General features: G+C 59.2%; 19 protein-coding genes and 2 pseudogenes. 10 read left to right on the top strand and 11 right to left on the bottom strand.

Going from position 1 to position 19,315, the window contains the following annotated elements; translation table 11 throughout:
- Positions 1-269, top strand: a 269-nt coding sequence (locus EHH60_RS37900; RefSeq protein WP_210211724.1) for a hypothetical protein, incomplete at its 5' end; no start/stop codon positions are given.
- 303 nt (positions 270-572) lie between these two features.
- Here the strand turns inward: EHH60_RS37900 and EHH60_RS36180 are convergent.
- Positions 573-761, bottom strand: a complete 189-nt coding sequence (locus tag EHH60_RS36180) for a hypothetical protein (protein WP_124163929.1) — start codon at positions 759-761, stop codon at positions 573-575.
- Positions 762-1,335: 574 nt separating this feature from the next.
- Positions 1,336-2,180 (bottom strand): annotated as a pseudogene (locus EHH60_RS36185) (transposase); the annotation flags it as partial.
- Between the two features lie 83 nt (positions 2,181-2,263).
- On the opposite strand from EHH60_RS36185, the gene EHH60_RS36190 reads away from it, so the two are divergent.
- Positions 2,264-3,046 carry a hypothetical protein gene (locus tag EHH60_RS36190; protein ID WP_124163930.1) on the top strand — a complete coding sequence of 261 codons (783 nt, stop codon included), beginning with the start codon at positions 2,264-2,266 and terminating at the stop codon, positions 3,044-3,046.
- Positions 3,047-3,333: 287 nt separating this feature from the next.
- Here the strand turns inward: EHH60_RS36190 and EHH60_RS36195 are convergent, their stop codons facing one another.
- The 4 genes from EHH60_RS36195 to EHH60_RS37855 all read right to left on the bottom strand — a co-directional run bounded on the left by EHH60_RS36195 (position 3,334) and on the right by EHH60_RS37855 (position 7,285).
- On the bottom strand, positions 3,334-4,617 hold the full coding sequence (locus tag EHH60_RS36195; RefSeq protein WP_124163931.1) for a cystathionine gamma-synthase family protein: 1,284 nt from the start codon (positions 4,615-4,617) through the stop codon (positions 3,334-3,336).
- A 397-nt stretch (positions 4,618-5,014) separates the two neighbouring features.
- A complete protein-coding gene (locus tag EHH60_RS38460) occupies positions 5,015-5,731 on the bottom strand; it encodes an NEL domain-containing protein (RefSeq protein WP_245454689.1) in 717 nt (238 codons plus the stop codon).
- Between the two features lie 260 nt (positions 5,732-5,991).
- Positions 5,992-6,624 (bottom strand): hypothetical protein, encoded by a 633-nt coding sequence (locus EHH60_RS38465; RefSeq protein ID WP_050996259.1) that lies wholly within the window; start codon positions 6,622-6,624, stop codon positions 5,992-5,994.
- 496 nt (positions 6,625-7,120) lie between these two features.
- A complete protein-coding gene (locus tag EHH60_RS37855; RefSeq protein ID WP_199752505.1) occupies positions 7,121-7,285 on the bottom strand; it encodes a hypothetical protein in 165 nt (54 codons plus the stop codon).
- Positions 7,286-7,288: 3 nt separating this feature from the next.
- Here EHH60_RS37855 and EHH60_RS37860 point away from each other — a divergent pair, with 3 nt between their 5' ends.
- The 3 genes from EHH60_RS37860 (at position 7,289) to EHH60_RS37325 (ending at position 9,621) form a co-directional block, all read left to right on the top strand.
- Positions 7,289-7,852, top strand: coding sequence for a hypothetical protein (locus tag EHH60_RS37860; protein WP_158671273.1), 564 nt, complete (start codon positions 7,289-7,291; stop codon positions 7,850-7,852).
- A 704-nt stretch (positions 7,853-8,556) separates the two neighbouring features.
- A complete protein-coding gene (locus EHH60_RS36210; protein WP_124163932.1) occupies positions 8,557-8,784 on the top strand; it encodes a hypothetical protein in 228 nt (75 codons plus the stop codon).
- Positions 8,785-9,450: 666 nt separating this feature from the next.
- Positions 9,451-9,621, top strand: coding sequence for a hypothetical protein (locus EHH60_RS37325; protein ID WP_157786056.1), 171 nt, complete (start codon positions 9,451-9,453; stop codon positions 9,619-9,621).
- Positions 9,622-10,619: 998 nt separating this feature from the next.
- Here the strand turns inward: EHH60_RS37325 and EHH60_RS38970 are convergent.
- From EHH60_RS38970 to EHH60_RS36235, 3 genes are all read right to left on the bottom strand, one after another.
- Entirely contained in the window at positions 10,620-10,691 is a 72-nt protein-coding gene (locus EHH60_RS38970; RefSeq protein WP_074448345.1) for a DUF3606 domain-containing protein, read from the bottom strand.
- 363 nt (positions 10,692-11,054) lie between these two features.
- Positions 11,055-12,023, bottom strand: coding sequence for a relaxase/mobilization nuclease domain-containing protein (locus EHH60_RS36230; protein ID WP_245454690.1), 969 nt, complete (start codon positions 12,021-12,023; stop codon positions 11,055-11,057).
- Positions 12,020-12,373 (bottom strand): plasmid mobilization protein, encoded by a 354-nt coding sequence (locus EHH60_RS36235; RefSeq protein WP_420886581.1) that lies wholly within the window; start codon positions 12,371-12,373, stop codon positions 12,020-12,022. Before EHH60_RS36235 ends, EHH60_RS36230 begins: the two co-directional genes overlap by 4 nt.
- A 342-nt stretch (positions 12,374-12,715) precedes the next feature.
- On the opposite strand from EHH60_RS36235, the gene EHH60_RS36240 reads away from it, so the two are divergent.
- The 3 genes from EHH60_RS36240 to phnF all read left to right on the top strand — a co-directional run bounded on the left by EHH60_RS36240 (position 12,716) and on the right by phnF (position 14,882).
- A complete protein-coding gene (locus EHH60_RS36240) occupies positions 12,716-13,405 on the top strand; it encodes an alkaline phosphatase family protein (protein ID WP_124163933.1) in 690 nt (229 codons plus the stop codon).
- A 284-nt stretch (positions 13,406-13,689) separates the two neighbouring features.
- Positions 13,690-14,061 carry a hypothetical protein gene (locus tag EHH60_RS36245; RefSeq protein ID WP_124163934.1) on the top strand — a complete coding sequence of 124 codons (372 nt, stop codon included), beginning with the start codon at positions 13,690-13,692 and terminating at the stop codon, positions 14,059-14,061.
- A 44-nt stretch (positions 14,062-14,105) separates the two neighbouring features.
- Positions 14,106-14,882, top strand: coding sequence for a phosphonate metabolism transcriptional regulator PhnF (gene phnF / locus EHH60_RS36250; protein WP_158626810.1), 777 nt, complete (start codon positions 14,106-14,108; stop codon positions 14,880-14,882).
- Between the two features lie 270 nt (positions 14,883-15,152).
- Here the strand turns inward: phnF and EHH60_RS36255 are convergent, their stop codons facing one another.
- Entirely contained in the window at positions 15,153-15,926 is a 774-nt protein-coding gene (locus EHH60_RS36255; protein WP_124163936.1) for a phosphocholine cytidylyltransferase family protein, read from the bottom strand.
- A gap of 324 nt (positions 15,927-16,250) precedes the next feature.
- Positions 16,251-17,108, bottom strand: a complete 858-nt coding sequence (gene aepX / locus EHH60_RS36260) for a phosphoenolpyruvate mutase (RefSeq protein ID WP_124163937.1) — start codon at positions 17,106-17,108, stop codon at positions 16,251-16,253.
- A gap of 617 nt (positions 17,109-17,725) precedes the next feature.
- Between aepX and EHH60_RS38975 the strand changes: the two are divergent.
- Positions 17,726-17,887: pseudogene (locus EHH60_RS38975) on the top strand (helix-turn-helix domain-containing protein); the annotation flags it as partial.
- Positions 17,888-19,059: 1,172 nt separating this feature from the next.
- Positions 19,060-19,315: hypothetical protein (locus tag EHH60_RS37905; RefSeq protein WP_210211725.1), on the top strand; the 256-nt coding region annotated here is incomplete at its 3' end.

Raw genomic sequence — 19,315 nt, forward strand, 5'->3', positions numbered from 1 at the left:
TTATAGACTATGCACGCGACGATGCCGAGGAGCGCCTAGCCCATAGCTTCAAAGCGGTGGCCCTGAACCATCTCGACAGTATCGGTCGAGATACGTCGACTATTGTTAAGGAAAAAATGGAGCTGGCCCTGATCGCCACCGAAGAATTGATTCTAGCTATCGTCGAGCGCAACCGGCGGGGAATAAGATCCGAGCGATGTCCATGCAGGAACTTTGCAACCGGGCAATACGCCGGCCGGTTGTCGCGATCAGCTAAGCATGAGCGATGACTACCTCCACCAAAGACATGCACGCAGCGCCATCGGACCAAGCAATAACCTTCAAAGTCACGGCCGGCGCGTGACTGGAAGCCCTTCGGTCGAGGAGTTCATGGTCTACTTGTTCGAGCCCGACGGGAATGTAGTGCACTGCGTAAGGCTGATTTGCGCTGATGAGGAAGCGGCTAAGCAGCGAGCACAGCAATTAGCCGAGACCAATAGGGTCGAGCTTTGGCGGCTCACTCGCAAGCTCGCAAGATCGCGAGCTATCCGTCACGCGCGAACTGAGGCGCTTGGTTTGCGAAATCCTCGCTCTTACCCTTTGCCATGGCGTTTGTCCCTCACACACACGATCCCGGTCTCCCGGCGCCGGCGCTTCAGGTCTTCCTGGTAAAAATTCACCGCCAGATGGATCATCCTTCCGGCGACCGCGATCGGATCGTTGATATCTAGGAGGACGGCGTTCTCATCATCTGGTTCATCTGGTGCCATCGCGCGGCCCAACCTGCGCACCAACCCAAAATTCAGCGAGTTGCGCGTTGAGGTCGTCGCAGATCTCTATCGGGCCGATCGGATCAACATCGCCCATTTTCGAGAGACCAAGATACTGAGGAGGATCGCCACCTCCACAGACCACTTTCCATGGAAGGTGGCGGCGATCCCGATCGTCTCCGTATCCTTTCGGTGGCATCGACTACCGGAAGAAATACGCCGAGGGCCTCTGTCCCGAGGAGTCTCGCATCCACCGCCCGACCGAGCTGAGATGGATCGAGCGTGCCATCGGGCCGCGCCGCTAAACGCCCTTGGCGCAAGGCATATCTGACCGCACCTTCACTGCAGCCCTCCGCCCCTGCGAATTCCCTTCGGCTCAATCCCATCTTCCGGTTTTCTCCATGTCTGCGTAATTGCGCGGGTGCGTAAAGAGTTTCAGAGTCTGTCGCTAGAGAGCTCGAGCGCTTCGTTTCCCCGCACTGCGCCGGTGTTAGGGAGGACCGGGTAAAGTGACCCTCGGAACTGTTGCGGGGGGATGTCCCGATCAATGTTGAACTACGTCGGGCCGGCATTTCCGAAACGACTGTTATGCGGCCCTCGTGACGTGGGCAACGGGCTTGATCGTCATGCGATCGTGGTGAGTTTGAAGGGCTGCACCCAGAATCGCCAATTGCTTACGTGCCTTCAATCGTCGGAAGCCCTTGTTGGCCTCGATCATGCCGGCCGCGACCCATCCTAAGGCCATACCGGCACCCCGCCAGCGTTTGACGTTGCGCGTGACGCGGCGAATGGTGCCCATCATGTTCTCGGCGATGGACGAAGCTCCTTCGGCAGCTTCAACCGGACGACGGTCAGGATTTCGTCGAGGCCTTCGATGATGCTCGCCGCGACGCCGGGCCATTGCTGGTCGCGACGACGCGCGAGATTGCGGATCACTTTTTCAGCCTGCGGCGTCATCGACCTCCAAGGCTTGGCGCAGCACCCGACGGGTGGCCGCATGATGCTGTTTCGGGAGGCGTTCCATGATGTTGCGCGCCTTGTGAATCTGGCAGCGCTGGATCGGGGCGGCCGAACCAAAGGTGGTTGCGGATCGCCTTCGACAACGCCTTCGCGCCATCGACGATGAGATGAACAGCCTTAGCACTGTCGGGGCGAGCCCGCGCAGACTAAATTGTCCAGCAGGGCCTGAACCGTTGCCGCATTCTCGGTCGACCCTTCCACCAGCGCCAGCGGATGCTTGTTGCGTTCGCCGTCAACCCTGATCGCGGCGACCAGCACGAGATCGTCGCCGAGATGCAGCCCATCGATTTGGACCACCAGAAGGTCGAGCGCGGACAGATCGGCAGCCATGAAGTCGGCCAGCCGCGCCGCCGACAGCGCGACGAACCTCCGCGAGGCCGCCGATTTCGAAATCCCCGATCCGGGTGGTGCTGATCTGAGGCCGGCAAACTGGACCATTTTTGGCTAGAGAGTTCTCGCTGCCGAATCCCCTCGGCTGGGAGGAGCGGATACCGATGAAGGCCTCAAAATTTTCGGACCCCGGGGCGGCTCCGGAGCTGCGGGATATCGGAGCGATCGTTGGCGCCGACTGGCGCCACGGCTCCAGGGCGGCTTCGGACGTGTTGATCGACGTGTTGAGCAATATCAATCTGCTGTCAAACCAGTTCGGGCCAAGTCAGTTTGCGATCAATGGGGAGCGCTATTCCGCGACTGTCGGGCCGGAAGGCCCCATGGATGTTCGCCTGATCCATCACCCGCGCGCTGGCGGGATAAACGAAGCTGGTCCATCCCAGCCCCTCTATCGCCCCCCGCAGATCGTCAGGGCCGCGCCCCCCGACGAAGGTACAGTCGATCTTAGCTACTTGATTCGGGGCCGATGGGCGCACCGGGAGCGATTCCTGCCCGATTACCTTGTCCGCGCCCTCGAAGGCCCGCGCCTCATGCCCGAAGTCGGGCGCCCGACCTATTTCGAGATCCGTGGAGTGCCTTGCAGGGGCGAGTTGGTGGAAAGCGAGGGACGCCAGCGCGTTCGGGCCTTCCGAATGCTCGCTGAAGAACACGTCCTTCTCGACGACTTCGCAGCCGTTCAGAGGCTCGGGGTTGTTCCCCAGGGCACAATGATTACTCAGGGGCGCCGCATGGCTCCAGGCAAACAACAGGCCGTCAACTTGGAGGAGTCGGTGCCGGCGCCCCAGGTCTGGGGCGCCGAGACTTGGCTCCTCATCCCGACGACGCTACATATCGACGCCTTGGCCAACCAAGAACTGGCAAGGACCCCTGGCGTGAGTCGAGGCTGAACTGCTTCAACTAGATGCAAAGCAGGAGCACGGTGATCGCGGTTCGGGCACGGGATCGAGCGGCAATTGCGAGTTTGATTTCGTTCGTTGGCCCACCGGTCGCGCCGTCTCCGAATGGTTCGAAATCGAGTGAGATTGACGGCCTGCCGGCGATTCCCTGCTAAACGCATCCCAGCAAGGGCTATTACGTCTGGCTCGTGCGGCAGCTCCCTTGCGCGCAGAGCAATGAGGCCGCCGCGGCGATCATGTCAGCGTGCCGCGCGTCCAATCCGCTTTGATTCCCTCGCTCAAGCCGCGTTCAGCGCCTGCGTGAGGTCCGCGATCAGATCCGACGGGTTCTCGATCCCGATCGACAGCCGGATGGTGGAATCTAGCACGCCGATCTTTTGGCGAATGTCGGCGGGAACACCGGAATGGGTCATCGTCGCCGGCAGGCTTGCGAGCGATTCCGTGCCGCCAAGGCTCACCGCCAGCTTGAGGATCTGCAGCGCGTTGAGGAATTTCACCGCCGCCTCCTTGCCGCCGACGATGTCGAACGAGAACGTCGAGCCCGCACCCAGGCATTGCCGCGCGAACACACGGCCGGACAGCGAGCCCTGCTCGTGGTGACCGAGGTAGTGCACCCTGGCGACCTTCGGGTGGTCGCGCAGGAAGTCCGCCACGAGCCGCGCATTCGCATCGGCCTTCTCCATCCGCAGGCTGAGCGTCTCGAGCGAACGGTTGATCATCCAGCAGGAATGCGGATCGAGCTGGGTGCCGATGGCGCCGCGCAGCGCCTTGATACCTTTCATGATCGCCTTCGATCCGAGCGCAGCGCCCGCGATCAGGTCGGAATGGCCGCCGACATATTTGGTCAGCGAATACAGCGACAGATCCGCGCCGTGCTCGATCGGTCGCTGAAACACCGGCCCGAGCAGCGTGTTGTCGCAGGCAATGACCGGCGTGTGTCCCTGAGCCTTGCCGATGGCTTCGGCGGTGCGGCGGATCATTGCGACGTCGACGAGGCCGTTGGTCGGATTGGCGGGCGTCTCGATCAGGATCATCGAAACCCGCCCCTTGCCCATGGCCTCCTCCGAGGCCTGCTTGACTGCCGTCTCGTCGATTCCGCTGGCAAAGCCGACGGCACCGATCGACAGACGCGCAAGCGTGTTCGTCAGCAGGGTCTCCGTCCCGCCATAGAGCGGCTGCGAGTGCAGGATGACATCGCCGGGGCGGACGAGGGCCAGGATCGTGGTTGCGATGGCCGCCATGCCAGATGAGAACAGCGCGCAACTCTCGGTGCGCTCGTAGATCGCGAGCCTGTCCTCGACGATCTCGCTGTTGGGATGATTGAAGCGCGAATAGACCAGGCCCGCGCCCATGCCCTCCGGCGGCTCGCGCCGGCCGGCGACGTAGTCGAAGAAGTCCTGGCCGTCTTCGGCGGTCTTGAACACGAAGGTCGAGGTCAGGAACACCGGCGGCTTGATGGCGCCCTCCGACAATTGCGGATCATAGCCATAGGTCAGCATCAGGGTTTCCGGATGCAGCAGATGATTGCCGATATGGGTCTTGGACTGGAACGGTTTTACCATGGCTGCCTCGCTGTTCTGATGCTTACCCGCGTTGCGGGCCGAATCGGTGGTACACGGCGGTGGTCACAGAATCGAGCCCGGCCTTTTTGGGCTCCCTGTTTTACGGCGGTCTTCGCGCAGTTGCGGCATCGGGGAAGGGAGTCCGACTCTCGCCGCTACGTGCACGCATTTTAGCAGCTGACCTGAGCAATGCGCCGGCGTCTAGGCCGGCGCTCCGCAGCCCTGACGTACAGCGCTATGCCTCGTGCGAACTAACAAAGGCTGCTTCACAGCCGGAGGCCGTGATCATTGAGCACCCTATCCCTTAGAGCGCCCTTGATCTCGCGGGCAATTTCCTTACGGACCTCGGCACCTAATTCTCGCTTGGCATCCTCGACGAGATCAGAATCAGTTCCACTCAAGTCTCTGTCGGCGAGCTGTTGCTCCAGTCTGTTGTCGAACTCTTCGCCCATTGCATCAATGAGTTGGTCCTGCATCGCAGCATGGGCGTCAGGGCGATGCGAGAAACCACATCGTCCCAAGGTTGCCAGTCCGTCGCCAAATAGTCAGCAAATTCCGCCGCCTCCTTACTCCGCACGGTTATCTCTGCACTGTCAACGTCAGCGTCGGTGACGCCGGAAACTTCAAAGAAGCGCATATTCGGCGCGACGTGCTGCAGTCCCAGCCGCTCGCGTAGCTTGTTCTGATAAGCAACATAGACCTCGATGGCATCGATGTTTTCGGCTCTGCCGACGGAGCCGAGCGAGTGAGCCTTCTCGCGCGCGGTCCCTTCCAGAGCATCCACGCGGAACATGACGCGCCCCAGATCGATGAGATCGGGAGGCCGCGCCCTATCGTCATAGACGCCGTTCTCCACGTCTGCGATGAGACGTGCTGTTTGCATACCGTTCCAAGTCAACGTTCTGCGATCCTCGCAGGTCTGGTTGGCATCGGCGGCCAGTTGAAAATACTGCGCACGCAATTGCGGGTTCTTCGCCGCCTCGCGTAGATCATTCGCCACCGACTGCTGGAATTCCTGATTGTCAGAGTTGACGGACTCGAACAGCTTGCCGAGGAAAAGCGCGTACTCTTCAGCGCCCGGCTCCTCTGCAGAGGTCCGCCAAGCGGCCAGCACCTCCGGATCGCCGTCTTTTGGATTGCCCCTGAGCCAGTCTGCGACGGCTTCGGTGAGAGTATGGTCCTGTTCATCGAGGATAGTGCACTCACGTGGTTGCCCGGAAGTATGACGGATGGACCGGTATAGTCCGCGGCATTACGGCTGTATGCAGCTTCGTCAGCACCTGATCCGGCAGCGGATTTCCAGACAGATCTACGTTGGCATCAGCGCCCAACTGCGTCAGTAGGTTCTCGGGTAGGCTGGTTAGCTGGTTATAGTCAGCTAGGAGGAATTCGAGCCCGGGTGGGAGCGCCTCGGGTAACCTGGTTAGCGGTTGCCACTAACGCGGAGCCTCTCGAGCGTGGCAGGGAGGACCTCCGGCAGATTCTGCAACTGATTGTGGCTGACATCGAGAAACTGAAGCGCGGGAGGATGGCGTCAGGCAGGTTCGCTAGCCGGTTGTTGCTCGCGTCGAGATAAGCGAGCACGGCCGGAAGGGTGGGCAAGTTGGTCAGCTGGTTGTGACCGACGTTGAGCGACTCGAGGGTGGCGGGCAGGGTATGGGGCAGCCTGGTTAGCCGATTGAAGGGAACGTCGATCCGCCTGAGATCGGTCGAAAATCTGGGCAAACTGGTCAGGGACAACGATTCGAGATCGAGATGTTGATTGAACTCAGAAAGATTTAATCGCGTTAGGGCTTCTTCTCGATCCTCGAGCGGGCCCACGTCCCGTTCGGCAGCCCAATTTTCAACCGTCTGGTCTTGGTCATCCTCCGCATGAGCTGAATCTGCCACGTCATAGCCTGTCAGCACTCCGTCCCACTGCGCCCCGGCCTCGTTTTCCTGCCCCTCTTGTTCGTTCGAAGAGATCCCATCGCCGCGCAGAATCGGTCCTGCCTCAAAAGGATCCATTCCATACTCCCTTGCCAGGACTGAGTAGACTCAGTCCACTACGATACGTTGTAACCTCTGAAGCACTTACCTGTCTGTAAGCTGACGACGAAGCTGTCGCCAGGTGGCGACTATCGGAGTAAGCATCCGGTGAGGCTTTCAATTACCCACATCTTCGGGGTGCCCCGATAGCGATGCCGACGGCGACATCTTGCAACTTGGTCCTCGCCAAACGACGATGTTTCCTGGAGGAGGATCACGTGTGCGGGCGAGATAGCCGCCGAGCACGGCGATCTGCAAAAGGTAAGTTGCGAGCGTTCGGCGAAGGATGCGCGGTTTGGAACGCGCCGCATCGATGCGGTCGAGTGCTTCAATGTCCGCCGGGCATAGGACAGTCTCGGGTCTCGCATCCGGTTGAGCGCGGGCGGACATAGTGATCCAAAAAATGCGCCAGCTGACAACGGTAGCGAGAGCGAGAAGCGTTACCAGCCGCTCGGCCGTCTGCAATCTCGCGTCCTCAGCGCGGCAACCAAGATTTCATGATCTTGTGGAACACCTCGACCTTGCAGCGCGAGGCGTACCAGTCGAGCTTCTCGACGGCGGCTGCTAAGTCGTCGACAGGCAAATTGGTTACGAGCTTCCAGTCGATCGGGTCACGATTCGACGGTGGGTCGACCACCAAGGCATGAATATAGACGAGCGTTTGCGGCGGTTAGCGCTTTTGCTTGCTGATTGGCGGCAATGTTTTCCCCGAGGCGAATTTGATCTGCAAGAAAGCAGTTTCGCCATCTTCACCGCCAATTCGCGACCCGGTGGCGGCCGGACCAAGGGACCGCGGCAAGTTGAGCGAACACGCGATGGGCCGCATTCGTCGGCGAGGCCTCCGACGCTGGTTCAGCCAGCCGATTGGCCTGAACGCGCACAAGAAACCGCGCCCGAGATCCTGCGCCAGGGAAAAGAGTTCGTAGATATCGCTTTCGCGATCGCCAATGTGCACACAGCGCTCGGGCGAGCCCAGAAGCGCGATGGACTGACGCAAATTCTCGAGCCAGCGATAACTTTCCTTGTCTCGATCGGCACGCGCGTTTGGTTCACGAGCCGCCTGAGCGCAGCTGTTGCTTTGAACTTGCTGCGGGTCCAAAACTTTACCGCGGACAGGCCGAGTCGAGTTCCGCTGGTGGTGACGACCAGACTCGAATGCGTCAACACGCCGCACAAGGTGTGGGTGGTGGGTTGTCCGGCCTTATAGCGCCCAGCATTGATGGTCTTTGTGTAGCCGATGTTGCCGGGCGACTGTAGATGAACTCGGTCGTATCCTGCAGGATCAGGACAGGCCCTTCGCGGGCTTTGAACGCGCTGCAGTCGCAGCGAAATGTCCCGCCATCACGCCGTGTTCGGTGACGCGCGGATTGTCGAAAAATCTATAGAGTGCTGCGTCCTGATGCTATCCTGAGGCCGGACATCGGTCGGCTGCCTTCAGCCGATACGGGCATTCAGTCTCAGGGCTTGCAGGACTCCATCATTGCGGGCTCAACGCGGCCCTCCCAGGGATGAGGCCACGGCAAGAAGTCCACGGGACTGTGAGCGGCGAGGCTGAGATGCATCAGAACATCACGGTCACCGTCGAGCCGTCCGCATACCTCCAAGCCGTTGTGGCTCGGGCCGAAGCGGCTTCACGCGTTCAACTCAACGGCCAGCTCGGCACGGGAATGCAGGGACTTGGCGACAATTCGGTTAAGTCCACACAAGGGCCGCCCACAGGATCACAAGAATGACGATGCTATTCCCACAAACGTGGCGCGCAGGCCTCCAGCGTGTCAGCGCAGCCATTGACGACAATATGGGCGAACCCGTTCTGGTTATGCTGGGAGGCCTAACTTTCCCGGAGAGCCTCAGCCTGACAGAGCTGCGAGGGTTATCGCAGTATTCATTGCGAAGCCCGAGACTGTGGTGATGGGCGATAAAAAGGTGCATTCGCGCGGCCATTCGCTGAGCCCGCTCATAACCACAAGCGTCCCCATCTTCACTTTCGATCACAAGGCGCTGCCGTGGCCGTTGCTGCAAAGCTATCGCATCACGCTCATTCGCACCGGTGAAGCCTTCGAGGTAACAGACATCAAGTCTGACAGCGTTGCGCGTATCGAAGTCAAGGTCGTTCGGCTCGGCAGGAGCGTAGAGTGAGCAGTGTAGTCAAACTGCAATTCGCGCCTCGCACTGCGGCCGTCGAGACTGACACTCCCGATGTCCTCGCGCATGCACTCGCGAAGTTGAGGAAATGTGGCAATCAACGTCCTGCGCTTGACGGATGAGCTGCCCGAAGTCGGGTTGCCATTCCTGGCTTGGCGGCTGACGCAGGACATTCCGGCTCGCGCCATTAGGGGGCGTGATGAAATGCTGCGGCGAGCCGATGCTTGAGCGAGCGCTCGGCCTTCACAGATTGTGGCAACTGAAGCAGAGATACGGTGAGATCAGCGCACCGTTCGCGCCGCTCTGATCGTTCTCCGAGACTGACAGGCTGAGCGCCGCGCAGTCTTGGCATCCAGGCTGAGGGTCGCAACGTCGTTAGTTTTGTAAGGAATGTCAGCTTACAAAATGCGAGAAAAATCAGTGTTATATTGGATTGGTGTTGGCAGAAAAGGTTTCAGAACCCCTTTTGGAGGCGCCCAAAGCGCCGAACGTTCGAATGGCGCTGTTTTTGTGTCCGGATTTCCGTTCGACGTTCCGCATGGCGGGAGGGCAGCGATATAAGGCTTAGCTCGCCTGTCCTCTACAGGTTCTGAACCTCCCGCCGCCACGGAGGCTTCATCCAGTGTCTGCGGCGTTTCAGAAGCCTGTAGGGGAATAAAAATGGAAGCCATCCGCAACGTCTCGAATTCGAAGATCGTCTCCGACACCGCAAGCGATGCCGCTATCGTCACGCGCATCAGCCTTGATCGCGGCCCGGTAAGTGGCGCTTGGTACGAAAGTCGCTCTCGCCTGATGCGCAAACCGAACGGCAAGCTCTATTTGGTCGAATAGATGGAGCCTGGAGGGCGTGAAGTCGTAACGCCGATCAGCCGTAAGCGTGCAATAGATCGGCTGAGCGCCGATCCGGCCCGTCGTCGTGGTGCGGCTGCCGCTGATCGTAAGCGGGCCGAACGGCTTTTGTCTGCGGCCTGAACGTCTACGGCAAGCGGCCCACACGGGCCGCTTTTCATTTGTAGATTTTTCCGCGCGGGTCCTTGTCAGCTTTTGGAAAGCTAGCCCGAATACTCAGCCATTGAGCTTAGCGGCGCTTGGCAGGGACAGCGCCTCCCCGGTGTACGCGAGGGGGCTAGAGCGCCGAGTCACGTCACCGCTAATCTCAATCGCAGCGCGGGCGCGGTAGGGACAACGCCCGATTCTTATCCTGACCTGGCGCCGAGCCGCGCCCGCGTTGCTTCCGGTCACTGAGACTGATCGCCCAAGCGCCTGGCAGCAACCGGTTCTGGTAGTTGCGCCATGGGCCTTCCGGACGATACTTTCCGCCGTCAGCTTCTGCCGCTTGAGGCTGGCCATGCTGAAGTTGGCGGGGCGTGCTAGGGACAGCGCTCTACCTCCAACGCTTCGGGGCGCCGTCACGTTGCCGCTAACTTCTACCATAGGTCCAAATGGACGGTGATCATCAGCGTGACAAACCTTCGCCCGCAGAGCTGAGACGTTCGGAGCGGATACTACGAGCCGATCAGATCGCACCTCGGGGCCTCACTAAGGCCAGTGCGGCAGCCTATTGTGGCTGCTCCAAGGACGCGTTCAACACGTGGGTTAAGAAGGGCTTGGTGCCGGAGGCTATCCCCGGCACTCAGCGTTGGGATCGCAAGGCGATTGACTGGTATCTGGACCGGGCTTCCGGTCTGCCTACCGGGGAGGCCGCATCGAGCGATCCCCTCGCAGAATGGCTGGTTTCAGAACGGAAGGCTGGCAGATAGGATTGTGCGGTGCGCGTGCATGCTGATGCCGACACCAAACCGCCCTTCGAGGGCGGCGCTATTTCTCGCTCAGGTACTCTTGACCTTGGCCACCGAAGGCCCCACAGCGCGAACTGCGCCTGCTAGTTGTTGGCCGGTCACCTTTGCCGCGACTGATCAGAGCGGGACGGCAAAGCCGCTGATGGCATCTAGGCGCGATGCCGTGAATCCGAAGTAGCCAGGGTCGCAGCCGTTCCGAGGATTAGATTACAATCCGAGTTCAACCTTAACGCTACGTTGCTACAGCGCGGCCGCAAGGATTCACACAGGTGCGGCAGCGCTATTTAAATTGCTTTGACTGACGTTTTGGTGGCGGGGAGGAACTCGCCCTCCGTGCCTAAGTTCTATGATTCCCCCGTTCGCCTCTGATCGGCTCATCGCCTCGTGTTTTGTCACGCCCCTCTGCATGAACGTCCTGTTTAACGTCTCGCCGCCGGCTACTGGCCAGCTCCGAAAGCTCGTTCTTCAGCGCATGCCGGCGAGTTTCGATACCTGGCATGTCGTCAAAAATTGCCGAACTTGGCGAGCTAACTCAACATCTGCAGGCACTCCAGATCGCTGGAGCTCGGCTGCATAGTCAAGATAACGCCGCCGGATTGCGTCCTGACGTGACTTGATCTGTTCGTCCCAAGGATGTTTGGCAGTCTTGCTACTCCTCACCTCCGAAAGCACCTCCTTCCGGGCGAGCTGATCGACATCAGGTGTGATCTTTCGCTTGCGCATGGCGAGGACTGCCCCGCGGTCGCCCTTTCGAACTCGCCCGCGGGTTCGCCGCGGCGTTGCCTCCGCCGAGATCCCGCGCAGCCGGAGTTCGCCAGCAAACCGTTCCCGCCACGCCTGCAGATCCGCCTTGCGCGGGTTGAGGCGCTTGCCGTCGTGGCCGAGGGACCGAACCGTCAAGTGCACGTGGGGATGCTTGTCGTCGAGATGCTGGACAAAGACGTAGTCGTGATTACAGCCGAACGTCTGGATGGCAAATGCCCGAGCGGAATCCTTGACAGCGACAGCATCGGTGCCAGCCGGCATCGACAGAATGATGTTGATCGAAAGCGATCCATCACGGCGGCGCTTGCCGTCGAGACTGGCATCATCTTCCCAGCGTTGCTGCAGATCTTTCAATCCGGAACGACCCGCTAGCGTCGCGCCCTGCTCTGTTTCCGCATCGAGCTCGCCGTTTCGCGTGATGTAGGCGAGGTGCGACTTCAGATGCGCCACGCTCTTTGTCCGCCCGGTGATCTTCACCATCACCTCTGGTGCTCGACGCACGATGCGCTCGAGCTTCGCACGCATCGCCGGCGTAAGGCGGCCCGGAGCCGCCTGATCGGGGATATCCCACTCGGCCCGCCCTGGGCGCCGATTGGGCGTTTCCCAGACGTACGAGATCGGCGGAAGTTCGAAGGCCAAGTCGTTCGGCCGCGGCGGACGCCGGCTCATGGCCTTCCATCCCAATAATCCGCGTTGCCATGCAGCGCACTACGCAATTGCGCGAGCTCTCTTTCGATGACCAATTTGGCCTCTCGAATCGCGGATAGATCCGGCTCAACCGCCCTGCCCTGCAGCACACTGCTGTTTGCGGCCCGCGCGATCTGGTTGATGTTGCCGCCGATCCGGTTGAGCTCGCGAACGATCGCGCGAAGCTCGCCATGCTCGTTCGGGGAATGCTGTACGGGCGACCCCAATCGCGAGCGCACCAGGGCAACAATCCAGCCGGTTCGCGTCATGCCACGCTGACGGGAGACTTCCGCGAGCTGCCGCATCTCGCTCTCGCGAAACCGCACCGTCACCTTTTCCGGCCGTCCAGGGCCAGGCGGACTCGCACAATGTTTTTCTGCGGGGGCCGTTCGAGTACTGCGAGATATAATTCACACCATGTGACACCATCATGACAAACCTAGGTACCTAGGTAGCTCTGGACAGGCAGGCTGCTACTCCCGTAGGTTGAGGCTCCGGAATCGGAGCTGGAAGGTGGCCGAATGAAATTTGTAATTGTCGTGCTCGATGGCCTTCGTCCTGACCAGCTAGACGAAGCAGTCACGCCGAATCTCGCCGAGCTGTCCAAAATCGGCCTTCGACTTGCCCGCCATACCTGATCGTTTCCCAGTGAGACGCGGGTTTCATCGGCCGCGCTGGCCACGGGCGGACATAGCTCGGCCCATGGAATCATCGGCAACCGTTTTTTGGCAAACGGTCGGTCCATCGACGGATCTTCGCTCTCGGCGCTCCTGACGCTCGGCAGCGAACGCGGTGGCGTCCTCACCGCCACTACGATCGGCGAAGTCTTGGCGGCTCATGGTCGTGCGATGCTGACGATCAGATCTCAGTCGCAGGGCTCTTTTGGACTTTCGAGCTGGGGCAGTTGGCAGACAGGTGCGCCGGCGTTCTGGGTTCATGACCCATCAAAGTTCAGTAGCACTGCGGCCGTTCACCGCACTGCGTCATCGTTTCCACTGCTCCCTCCCGACGAGCGGCCGGCGCGTGCTACCATCGAACGTGTCGTCGATCTATTCTTTTCGTTTCTCAAGAAGGAAGCGCTTCCGGAGGTCAGCCTGCTCTGGCTTTCGGAGCCGGACATTACATATCACATGTTTGGACTTCAGCATCCTACGGCCCGTGAGGTGCTCCACGAGGTCGATCGGCAATTTGGACGCATTTTCGCTTGGTGGAGCGAGAAAGGAGAGCGTGAGGGAGTACAGCTTATTCTTGCATCCGATCACGGACACGCCATCATTGGAGAAAAGGTCTCCGTATTGAACCACCTGCAGCGGTCGGGATTCAAAGTCGGATACGAGCTCACGCCCGACGTAGACGCGCAATAACCGCTCAAAGGGTTGTCAATATTTGGGTCGGGGACAGAGAAGGCCATCTTCTGACAGAGATGTATCACAGCCTTTCCGAGCAGCCATGGTTTGGCGTGGCTTTCTCACGTAAGGCCGCTGATGGGTCTCCACTTGTCGCCAACACCCTCCCGCTTTCGGCTGTCATGGCCGAACACCAACGAAGCGCGGATCTGTCGTTTGTTCTCGCCGATTGCAGCGCGGCCAATCGGAACGCTCCGCCCGACGCCGTGTAGTACGATGGAGCCTATCCGATCGGCGTTGGCATGCACGGCGGGCTTTCGGCGAACGAGCTGTCTTCATTATGCATCCTTGCTGGCAATGGCTTTAAAACCGGAGTTGCTGCTGTCCCAACCAGCATCGTTGACCTGGTACCGACGATCCTTTCCAGCTTGAGACTGCCGCTACCGTCGACAGTGCAGGGCCGTATCATTGATGAAGCTTTGCAAGATCGCGAGGACTCAAGCCAGTATGATGTCGAAGATGCGAGCGTCTCAGTTGCCTCTTCAGCGCGCCGGGCAACTGTCTTCCGGGAGCGTTACGGACAGCGCCTTTATCTGAGGGGAGCGGCCGTAACGCGGCTGGCCCAGCCGAAGAACGATAGACCTGACGCTAATCCGACGCAGTTGAACACCTGAACCACGGACTATTTGCCCTATGTACCAAGGAAAGCGCTGGGAATTTGTTCGATCGAACATCGAAGAAGCTATTGCGTCGAGCCGATTTCGGCCAGGCGGAAAAGCTTCCGAACGACGTCGAGCTTGCTCTCAAATATGGTGTCAACCGGCACACCGTAAGATACGCCATTCGGAGACTTGAGCAGGAAGGATTGCTTCGTGTCGAGCAGGGGAGAGGCACCTTCGTTGTCGAACATCCAACAACCTATCTTCTCTCCCCTCAAACCCGGCTGACCGATAATCTCATCTCGCAAGGCCGCTTGGCACGTCGTAAGATCCTGTCTGCTGCAACGGTACCGGCAGACGAGCGGTTGGCCGGCTACCTCGACTTGCAGGCCGGTGACGATGTGCTGCGCATCGACACGCTGAGTTACCAAGACGAGATCCCGATCGTCATCGCGCATAGCTACTTTCCGGCGAAACGCACTCCAGGACTGCTGGATAAATTCTCTGGCACCAACTCGATGTCGACAGCTCTCAGGCGCATCGGAATTGACGACTACTCGCAGCAATGGGTGACGATAAGTGCGCGTCTGCCCTTCGCCCATGAGGCGCGCCTGCTTGAAATGTCCACTTCGGCGCCGGTCTTCGTCAAAGAGGGCCTTGATTGCTCCGGCCGTGTTCCGATCAAATTTGGCGAGAATGTACTTTGCGCACCAAGAATCAGCTTCAGATTCGACTTCAAAGAGATTAGTTCCGCGGAGCAGTCGCTTGCAGGAAAGTCTCGATCCGGAAAAGCGCAAGCGAGCAAATCGAAATCATCTGCCTCCCTCAAGGTCTAGGTCTCGTCCCATTCCCGCGGTCAAAGCGGCTGGGCGCAAAATGACTGTTTCGCTACCACCTCATCGCTTGGGATGTGTTTTCACATTGTATGCCGGGACGAGCGCTTGCGTTCTGCTAAGACAATGGGCGCCGCTTTGATTGCGGCCTCCGTCAAGCTTACGGTTCTTGGCCGTTCTTACCCGCCCGGCCTCAGAGGCTGCCGCGAATGTCGAAGAGGCGCAGCGACAAACCTTCCGTGACCGTCTTGAACTTCACCCTAGGCGATAGGATCAAACGTAGTCGGCTTCTGCGAAGATGCGCTCGGCGGTACGCAGATCTTCCGCGTCATCGATTTCGTACCACCTGAGCCCGTCGCATCTCACCGCAGCAAGCAGCAAGCCTCGTGTTTCCACGAGATAGGAAAGAAGCTCCTCGGTGTAGGCCTGGGTAGCTCCGGCCCTGATCATATCGTCTAGGGCCGGAATGACCTCCGTCCGCAGAGTAGACGCGGACAGCCGTAACAGATTTATCGTCTTGTAGAGAGGGGGGCCACCCGCGATTAGATCTCGCGCTGTTTGCTTCAAGCGAAATTCTGAAATGAAGCCAAGATCGGACAACAGGACCGCCGATCCCTGCATCAGCTCATGGAAGGGAGCGACAGCAGCAGCGTTGGGCGCTTCAGTGATGATCAGCTGCCGCAATACATTTTCCTCGAAGAAGACGTCGCCCTCAAGAACGAAGTAATCTCCGGAAAGGAGTGCGTCACGCGCCAGCCATAGCGAATAGGCGCTCCCAGTACGGTCGTAAGCGGAGGATTCGACGTAGTCAATCGTAACACTGCCAAAGCGGCTGCCGCAGGCCTCTTGGATCGCCTCTTTGCGATACCCCACAACGATCGTTACGTGTTCCACGCCAAGACAGCCAAGATTATGTAGGGCGTTGTGCAGGATGGGGGTGCCATGGATTTGGACTAGAGGTTTTGGGCTTAGCTCCGTGAGCGGCCGTAGACGAGAGCCCACTCCAGCGGCAAGAATGAGAGCATGCTTGGGAACATTCACAGGCATTTCAATTCGCTTTCTTCATCCCGCCTATGGTTCTGCAAGCATCCTGAGCGCCTCTGTTAAGTGTCAGGTGCCGCAGACTTGTGAGACCACCCCAGAGTTTGAAAGAGGCAGGCATGAATCGTGGTCGGCGTATACACTTGCATCAGCCGCTGTGTGTCCGTTCTTGAGCCGTAGGCAAAGCTGTTTTGCCATGTCGAGAGCCTCTCCAGGAGTTTTACGTCGCTGACAGTTCTGTGACACTGAGCGGGACCGACGAAAGGTGAGGGACTCATCGGCAGATTTTGAACAAAGGAAGCTTCAGGTGACAAACCCTGCTGCCATGGACTAGCGGGGCTGCAGATATTGCTTTTCGGCCACGGCGAGTTCGTCATACCTCAGGAGCTCGAATATCTCGCAGAGCGGTGCGATCTGAGGCTCAATGCTCGCAACGCTCTCTTGAGCTGCGATACTATCGCAGGCGCGCCGCATTGCAGCTGCCGCAGCTCGCATGGAGTGGTTGGTCCAAACCACTGTGGAGATGCGCGCATCCCGATAGGCTGAGACGGGCGTTCGATAGTATGTGGTCGGAACGATCACGACAGGTAGCCGGTTGCGCCACTCGGTGACGAACGAAAGTATCTCGTCCGCGGTACTCTTTCGCGAGTGAATCAAGATAGCATCGGCTCCCGCGTCGGCATAAGCGTGAGCACGCAAGATAGCTTCGTTCAATCCGTGCCCGGCGATCAGCGCCTCGATCCTGGCCACGAGAACAAGAGTTTCGGCGACTGCATCCTTTACAGTCCGCAGACGACCGGAGAATTCATCGATATCGGCGAGCGGATGCCGCTCACCAATGAGCGAGTTCAGCTTCGGGAAGCAGCTGTCCTCAAGCGAGACGCCTGCTGCGCCAGCCTGACCAAGTTTGCGTGCGAGCAGGCGAGCATTGTTGAAATTGCCGAAGCCGCCATCCCCATCAACGAGCACAGGTAGCTCTGTCGAGTCCACTATGCGCTCGACGCTCTGGACGAGCTGGCTCCATGAAGCTTCATTGGCATCACGATAGCCCAGGGAGCTGGCAATCGACAGACCAGACGCCCAGAGCCCCTTGAACCCTGACCGCTGTGCGATTGTGGCGGATAGGCCATCATGCGCTTCCATCAGAAACGAGAGCTCATCATTCGAGCAGACCTGGACATGAAGCATTTCGGCAGGCGACGGCCGCGCGCATTGATGACCTGCGGTGGGCCGAACGGCTTGTGGTTGATACTGCATGCCTAAATCCCGTAAGCCGACCTAGATTGCCACCAATGTCACTGCTCATATCGCTTCGGCGTGATGCCGCTCAATGACCAGCATTGGTAGTTTATCGGGACCGCAAAGGCTTGCATGATCGCGATAGGAGGCACGCCGAACGCAAAGCTTTCGCTATGGGTTGATTGGCCTCGCGCCTAAGGCTGGAAGAAGGGTTTTGTATGCAAATGAATGACCTTCCGTTCGCGAGCCTGGTGCTGCGGCCCCCAGCGAGAATTGCCCCCCACTCCTCGGCGGGGGAGGAGCCCTTAGTGATATCCGGCTCACATAGAGTTTGACGCAAATATCGAACAGCCACGATTGTCGCAATGCTGCTGTCAGGTTGACGACATACGTCGCAAGCCTGTCGACAGGGCTGCGGTGGGATGGCAGGATCCGCGCGAATGGCGCGGCAATCGCCGAAGAATTTGTCCTGCCTCGCCGACAGTTTGCTGGCGCCACTGAGTGGTATGGCATTTGCTGATGCTTTCCTGTTCTCTGGACTACAGGAGAAATTCATGGCGGATAGGCAAGAGGTTGTGCTGTCGGAACGGGAAAGACAGTGTTTGCGATGGGTCGAGGAAGGGAAGTCATCCTGGGAGATCGGGGTCATCCTGAACGTGAGCCTGAATACCGTCAACTTTCATCTCAAGAATGCGATGCGAAAGCTGGAAACATCCACCCGGACTTAGTGCGTCGTCAAAGCGCGACGTCAGGGTATTATCTAAGGTAACGGCATCGGTGCCGTTGCCCCTAATGCAGATATGGCGAAGTGTAAGGCGCGACTTTGGGTTGCTCCGGCGGAATGCGAAGCAAATTACGCGCCCGCAGCTGAAGGGCGTGCTTCTATTTCGTCGCCGATCGTCACGGGGCGCCGTGGACCACCAGGCGAGGTGAGATCGCGGCGCAGAACGCTCTTGAAAGCTCGAGGATCTGTCGGATCCCTGTGTTAACGTTCTGATCGATCCATCCCCGTGCTGCGGACGCGGCGGTCGGATGCGTGTCCCAAATTGGGAGGCGATCGTAGCGGTTTAGGTACTAAAGTCGTTGTCAGCGGAAAGGCGGTGTAGACGGCCTAGGCCGGGCACGAAGACGGCAATGACAGTCCGTGAACCCATTTTCGAAAGCGTGCTGCTGTTAGACGTTGCCCCATACTCTAGCGCTCTGCGCGCTACCAAGTGCGGGCAATCCTCACGAAGCGTAGCTGGCTCTATGAGCGACCTCTTCGCTGACCTCCGATGCGAATGTTGGGGTCTTCTGATGATGTAGCGGATTCGAGATAAGCTAAACATGTTTGCGGCGGAAGCCGCGATCCGGATGTCTGGAAAGGTAGGCGACTCCGAAGTCAAGCTGACTGAGTTGGACCACGACCAGAGGGCGCCATCAATGATGTGCAAAGTTGCAGTATCGTCGGGCCTCGAGGAGGAGGCGAGGCGTGCAACGCGACTACAAATCGTTGCGCGATGTAGAGCTCATCTGCATTCTCCGCGAGGTGGGTACGACAGGTGCGGAGCCATTAACGACGCACGCTCCTGCCAAGCTGGTCAAACATTCGAGTTGCAATTTCGTTCGATCGCATAGTGGGGAGCCGCCCGCATTGTTCGTGCCGCGGGCAGAGTATCAAGCCGACCACATCGGAGTATCCTCATCACGGTATGAATAGGGGCATGTAATCGAACCGCATCGTACAACAAGACTCAAGAACGCCCACAAAACCGTTTTTCGCGAGGTTCTTTATCGATTTCATCCCTGGTTTGGTCGCCGAGTTTGCGTTCATGGAACGGTCGGGAAGGCTGATGATGTCACTTTCCGCTGCTCTCTGGATGGATCGCAAGCGGATCGATGGTTGGAGGTTCCAGCATGGATGTTCGATCGGGCAGCATGCCCTGACGCCGAGCTTTTGGCAGCTCAGCCGTTTGTCAGCATCGATGCACTTGCGGCGCTCTCTGCGCTTCTCGATCTGGCGTTGAAGGGTCGAACGTCATCAGCTGCCCTGCTTTCTGGCGCATCCAGAGTCTCTCACGACCAGAATCGGGGAGCGACTCATGTCACGCCAGACGGCAATGCCAGGGAGCGGATACCGACACAATCGACAACCGCGGCCGCAGCCGCAGCCGCAG

The sequence above is a fragment of the Bradyrhizobium sp. RP6 genome, assembly GCF_003837805.1.
Taxonomy (GTDB): domain Bacteria; phylum Pseudomonadota; class Alphaproteobacteria; order Rhizobiales; family Xanthobacteraceae; genus Bradyrhizobium.

Excerpts from the sequence above, each read along its gene's own strand:
- EHH60_RS36245 (WP_124163934.1), top strand. The coding sequence starts at position 13,690 with ATGCACGGCGGGCTTTCGGCGAACGAGCTGTCTTCATTATGCATCCTT.
- EHH60_RS37860 (WP_158671273.1), top strand. The coding sequence starts at position 7,289 with ATGAATATAGACGAGCGTTTGCGGCGGTTAGCGCTTTTGCTTGCTGAT.
- EHH60_RS36230 (WP_245454690.1), bottom strand. The coding sequence starts at position 12,023 with ATGAGCCGGCGTCCGCCGCGGCCGAACGACTTGGCCTTCGAACTTCCG.
- EHH60_RS37325 (WP_157786056.1), top strand. The coding sequence starts at position 9,451 with ATGGAAGCCATCCGCAACGTCTCGAATTCGAAGATCGTCTCCGACACC.
- EHH60_RS36190 (WP_124163930.1), top strand. The coding sequence starts at position 2,264 with ATGAAGGCCTCAAAATTTTCGGACCCCGGGGCGGCTCCGGAGCTGCGG.
- EHH60_RS36195 (WP_124163931.1), bottom strand. The coding sequence starts at position 4,617 with ATGGTAAAACCGTTCCAGTCCAAGACCCATATCGGCAATCATCTGCTG.
- EHH60_RS36255 (WP_124163936.1), bottom strand. The coding sequence starts at position 15,926 with ATGCCTGTGAATGTTCCCAAGCATGCTCTCATTCTTGCCGCTGGAGTG.
- EHH60_RS38465 (WP_050996259.1), bottom strand. The coding sequence starts at position 6,624 with ATGGATCCTTTTGAGGCAGGACCGATTCTGCGCGGCGATGGGATCTCT.
- aepX (WP_124163937.1), bottom strand. The coding sequence starts at position 17,108 with ATGCTTCATGTCCAGGTCTGCTCGAATGATGAGCTCTCGTTTCTGATG.
- EHH60_RS36210 (WP_124163932.1), top strand. The coding sequence starts at position 8,557 with ATGGGCGATAAAAAGGTGCATTCGCGCGGCCATTCGCTGAGCCCGCTC.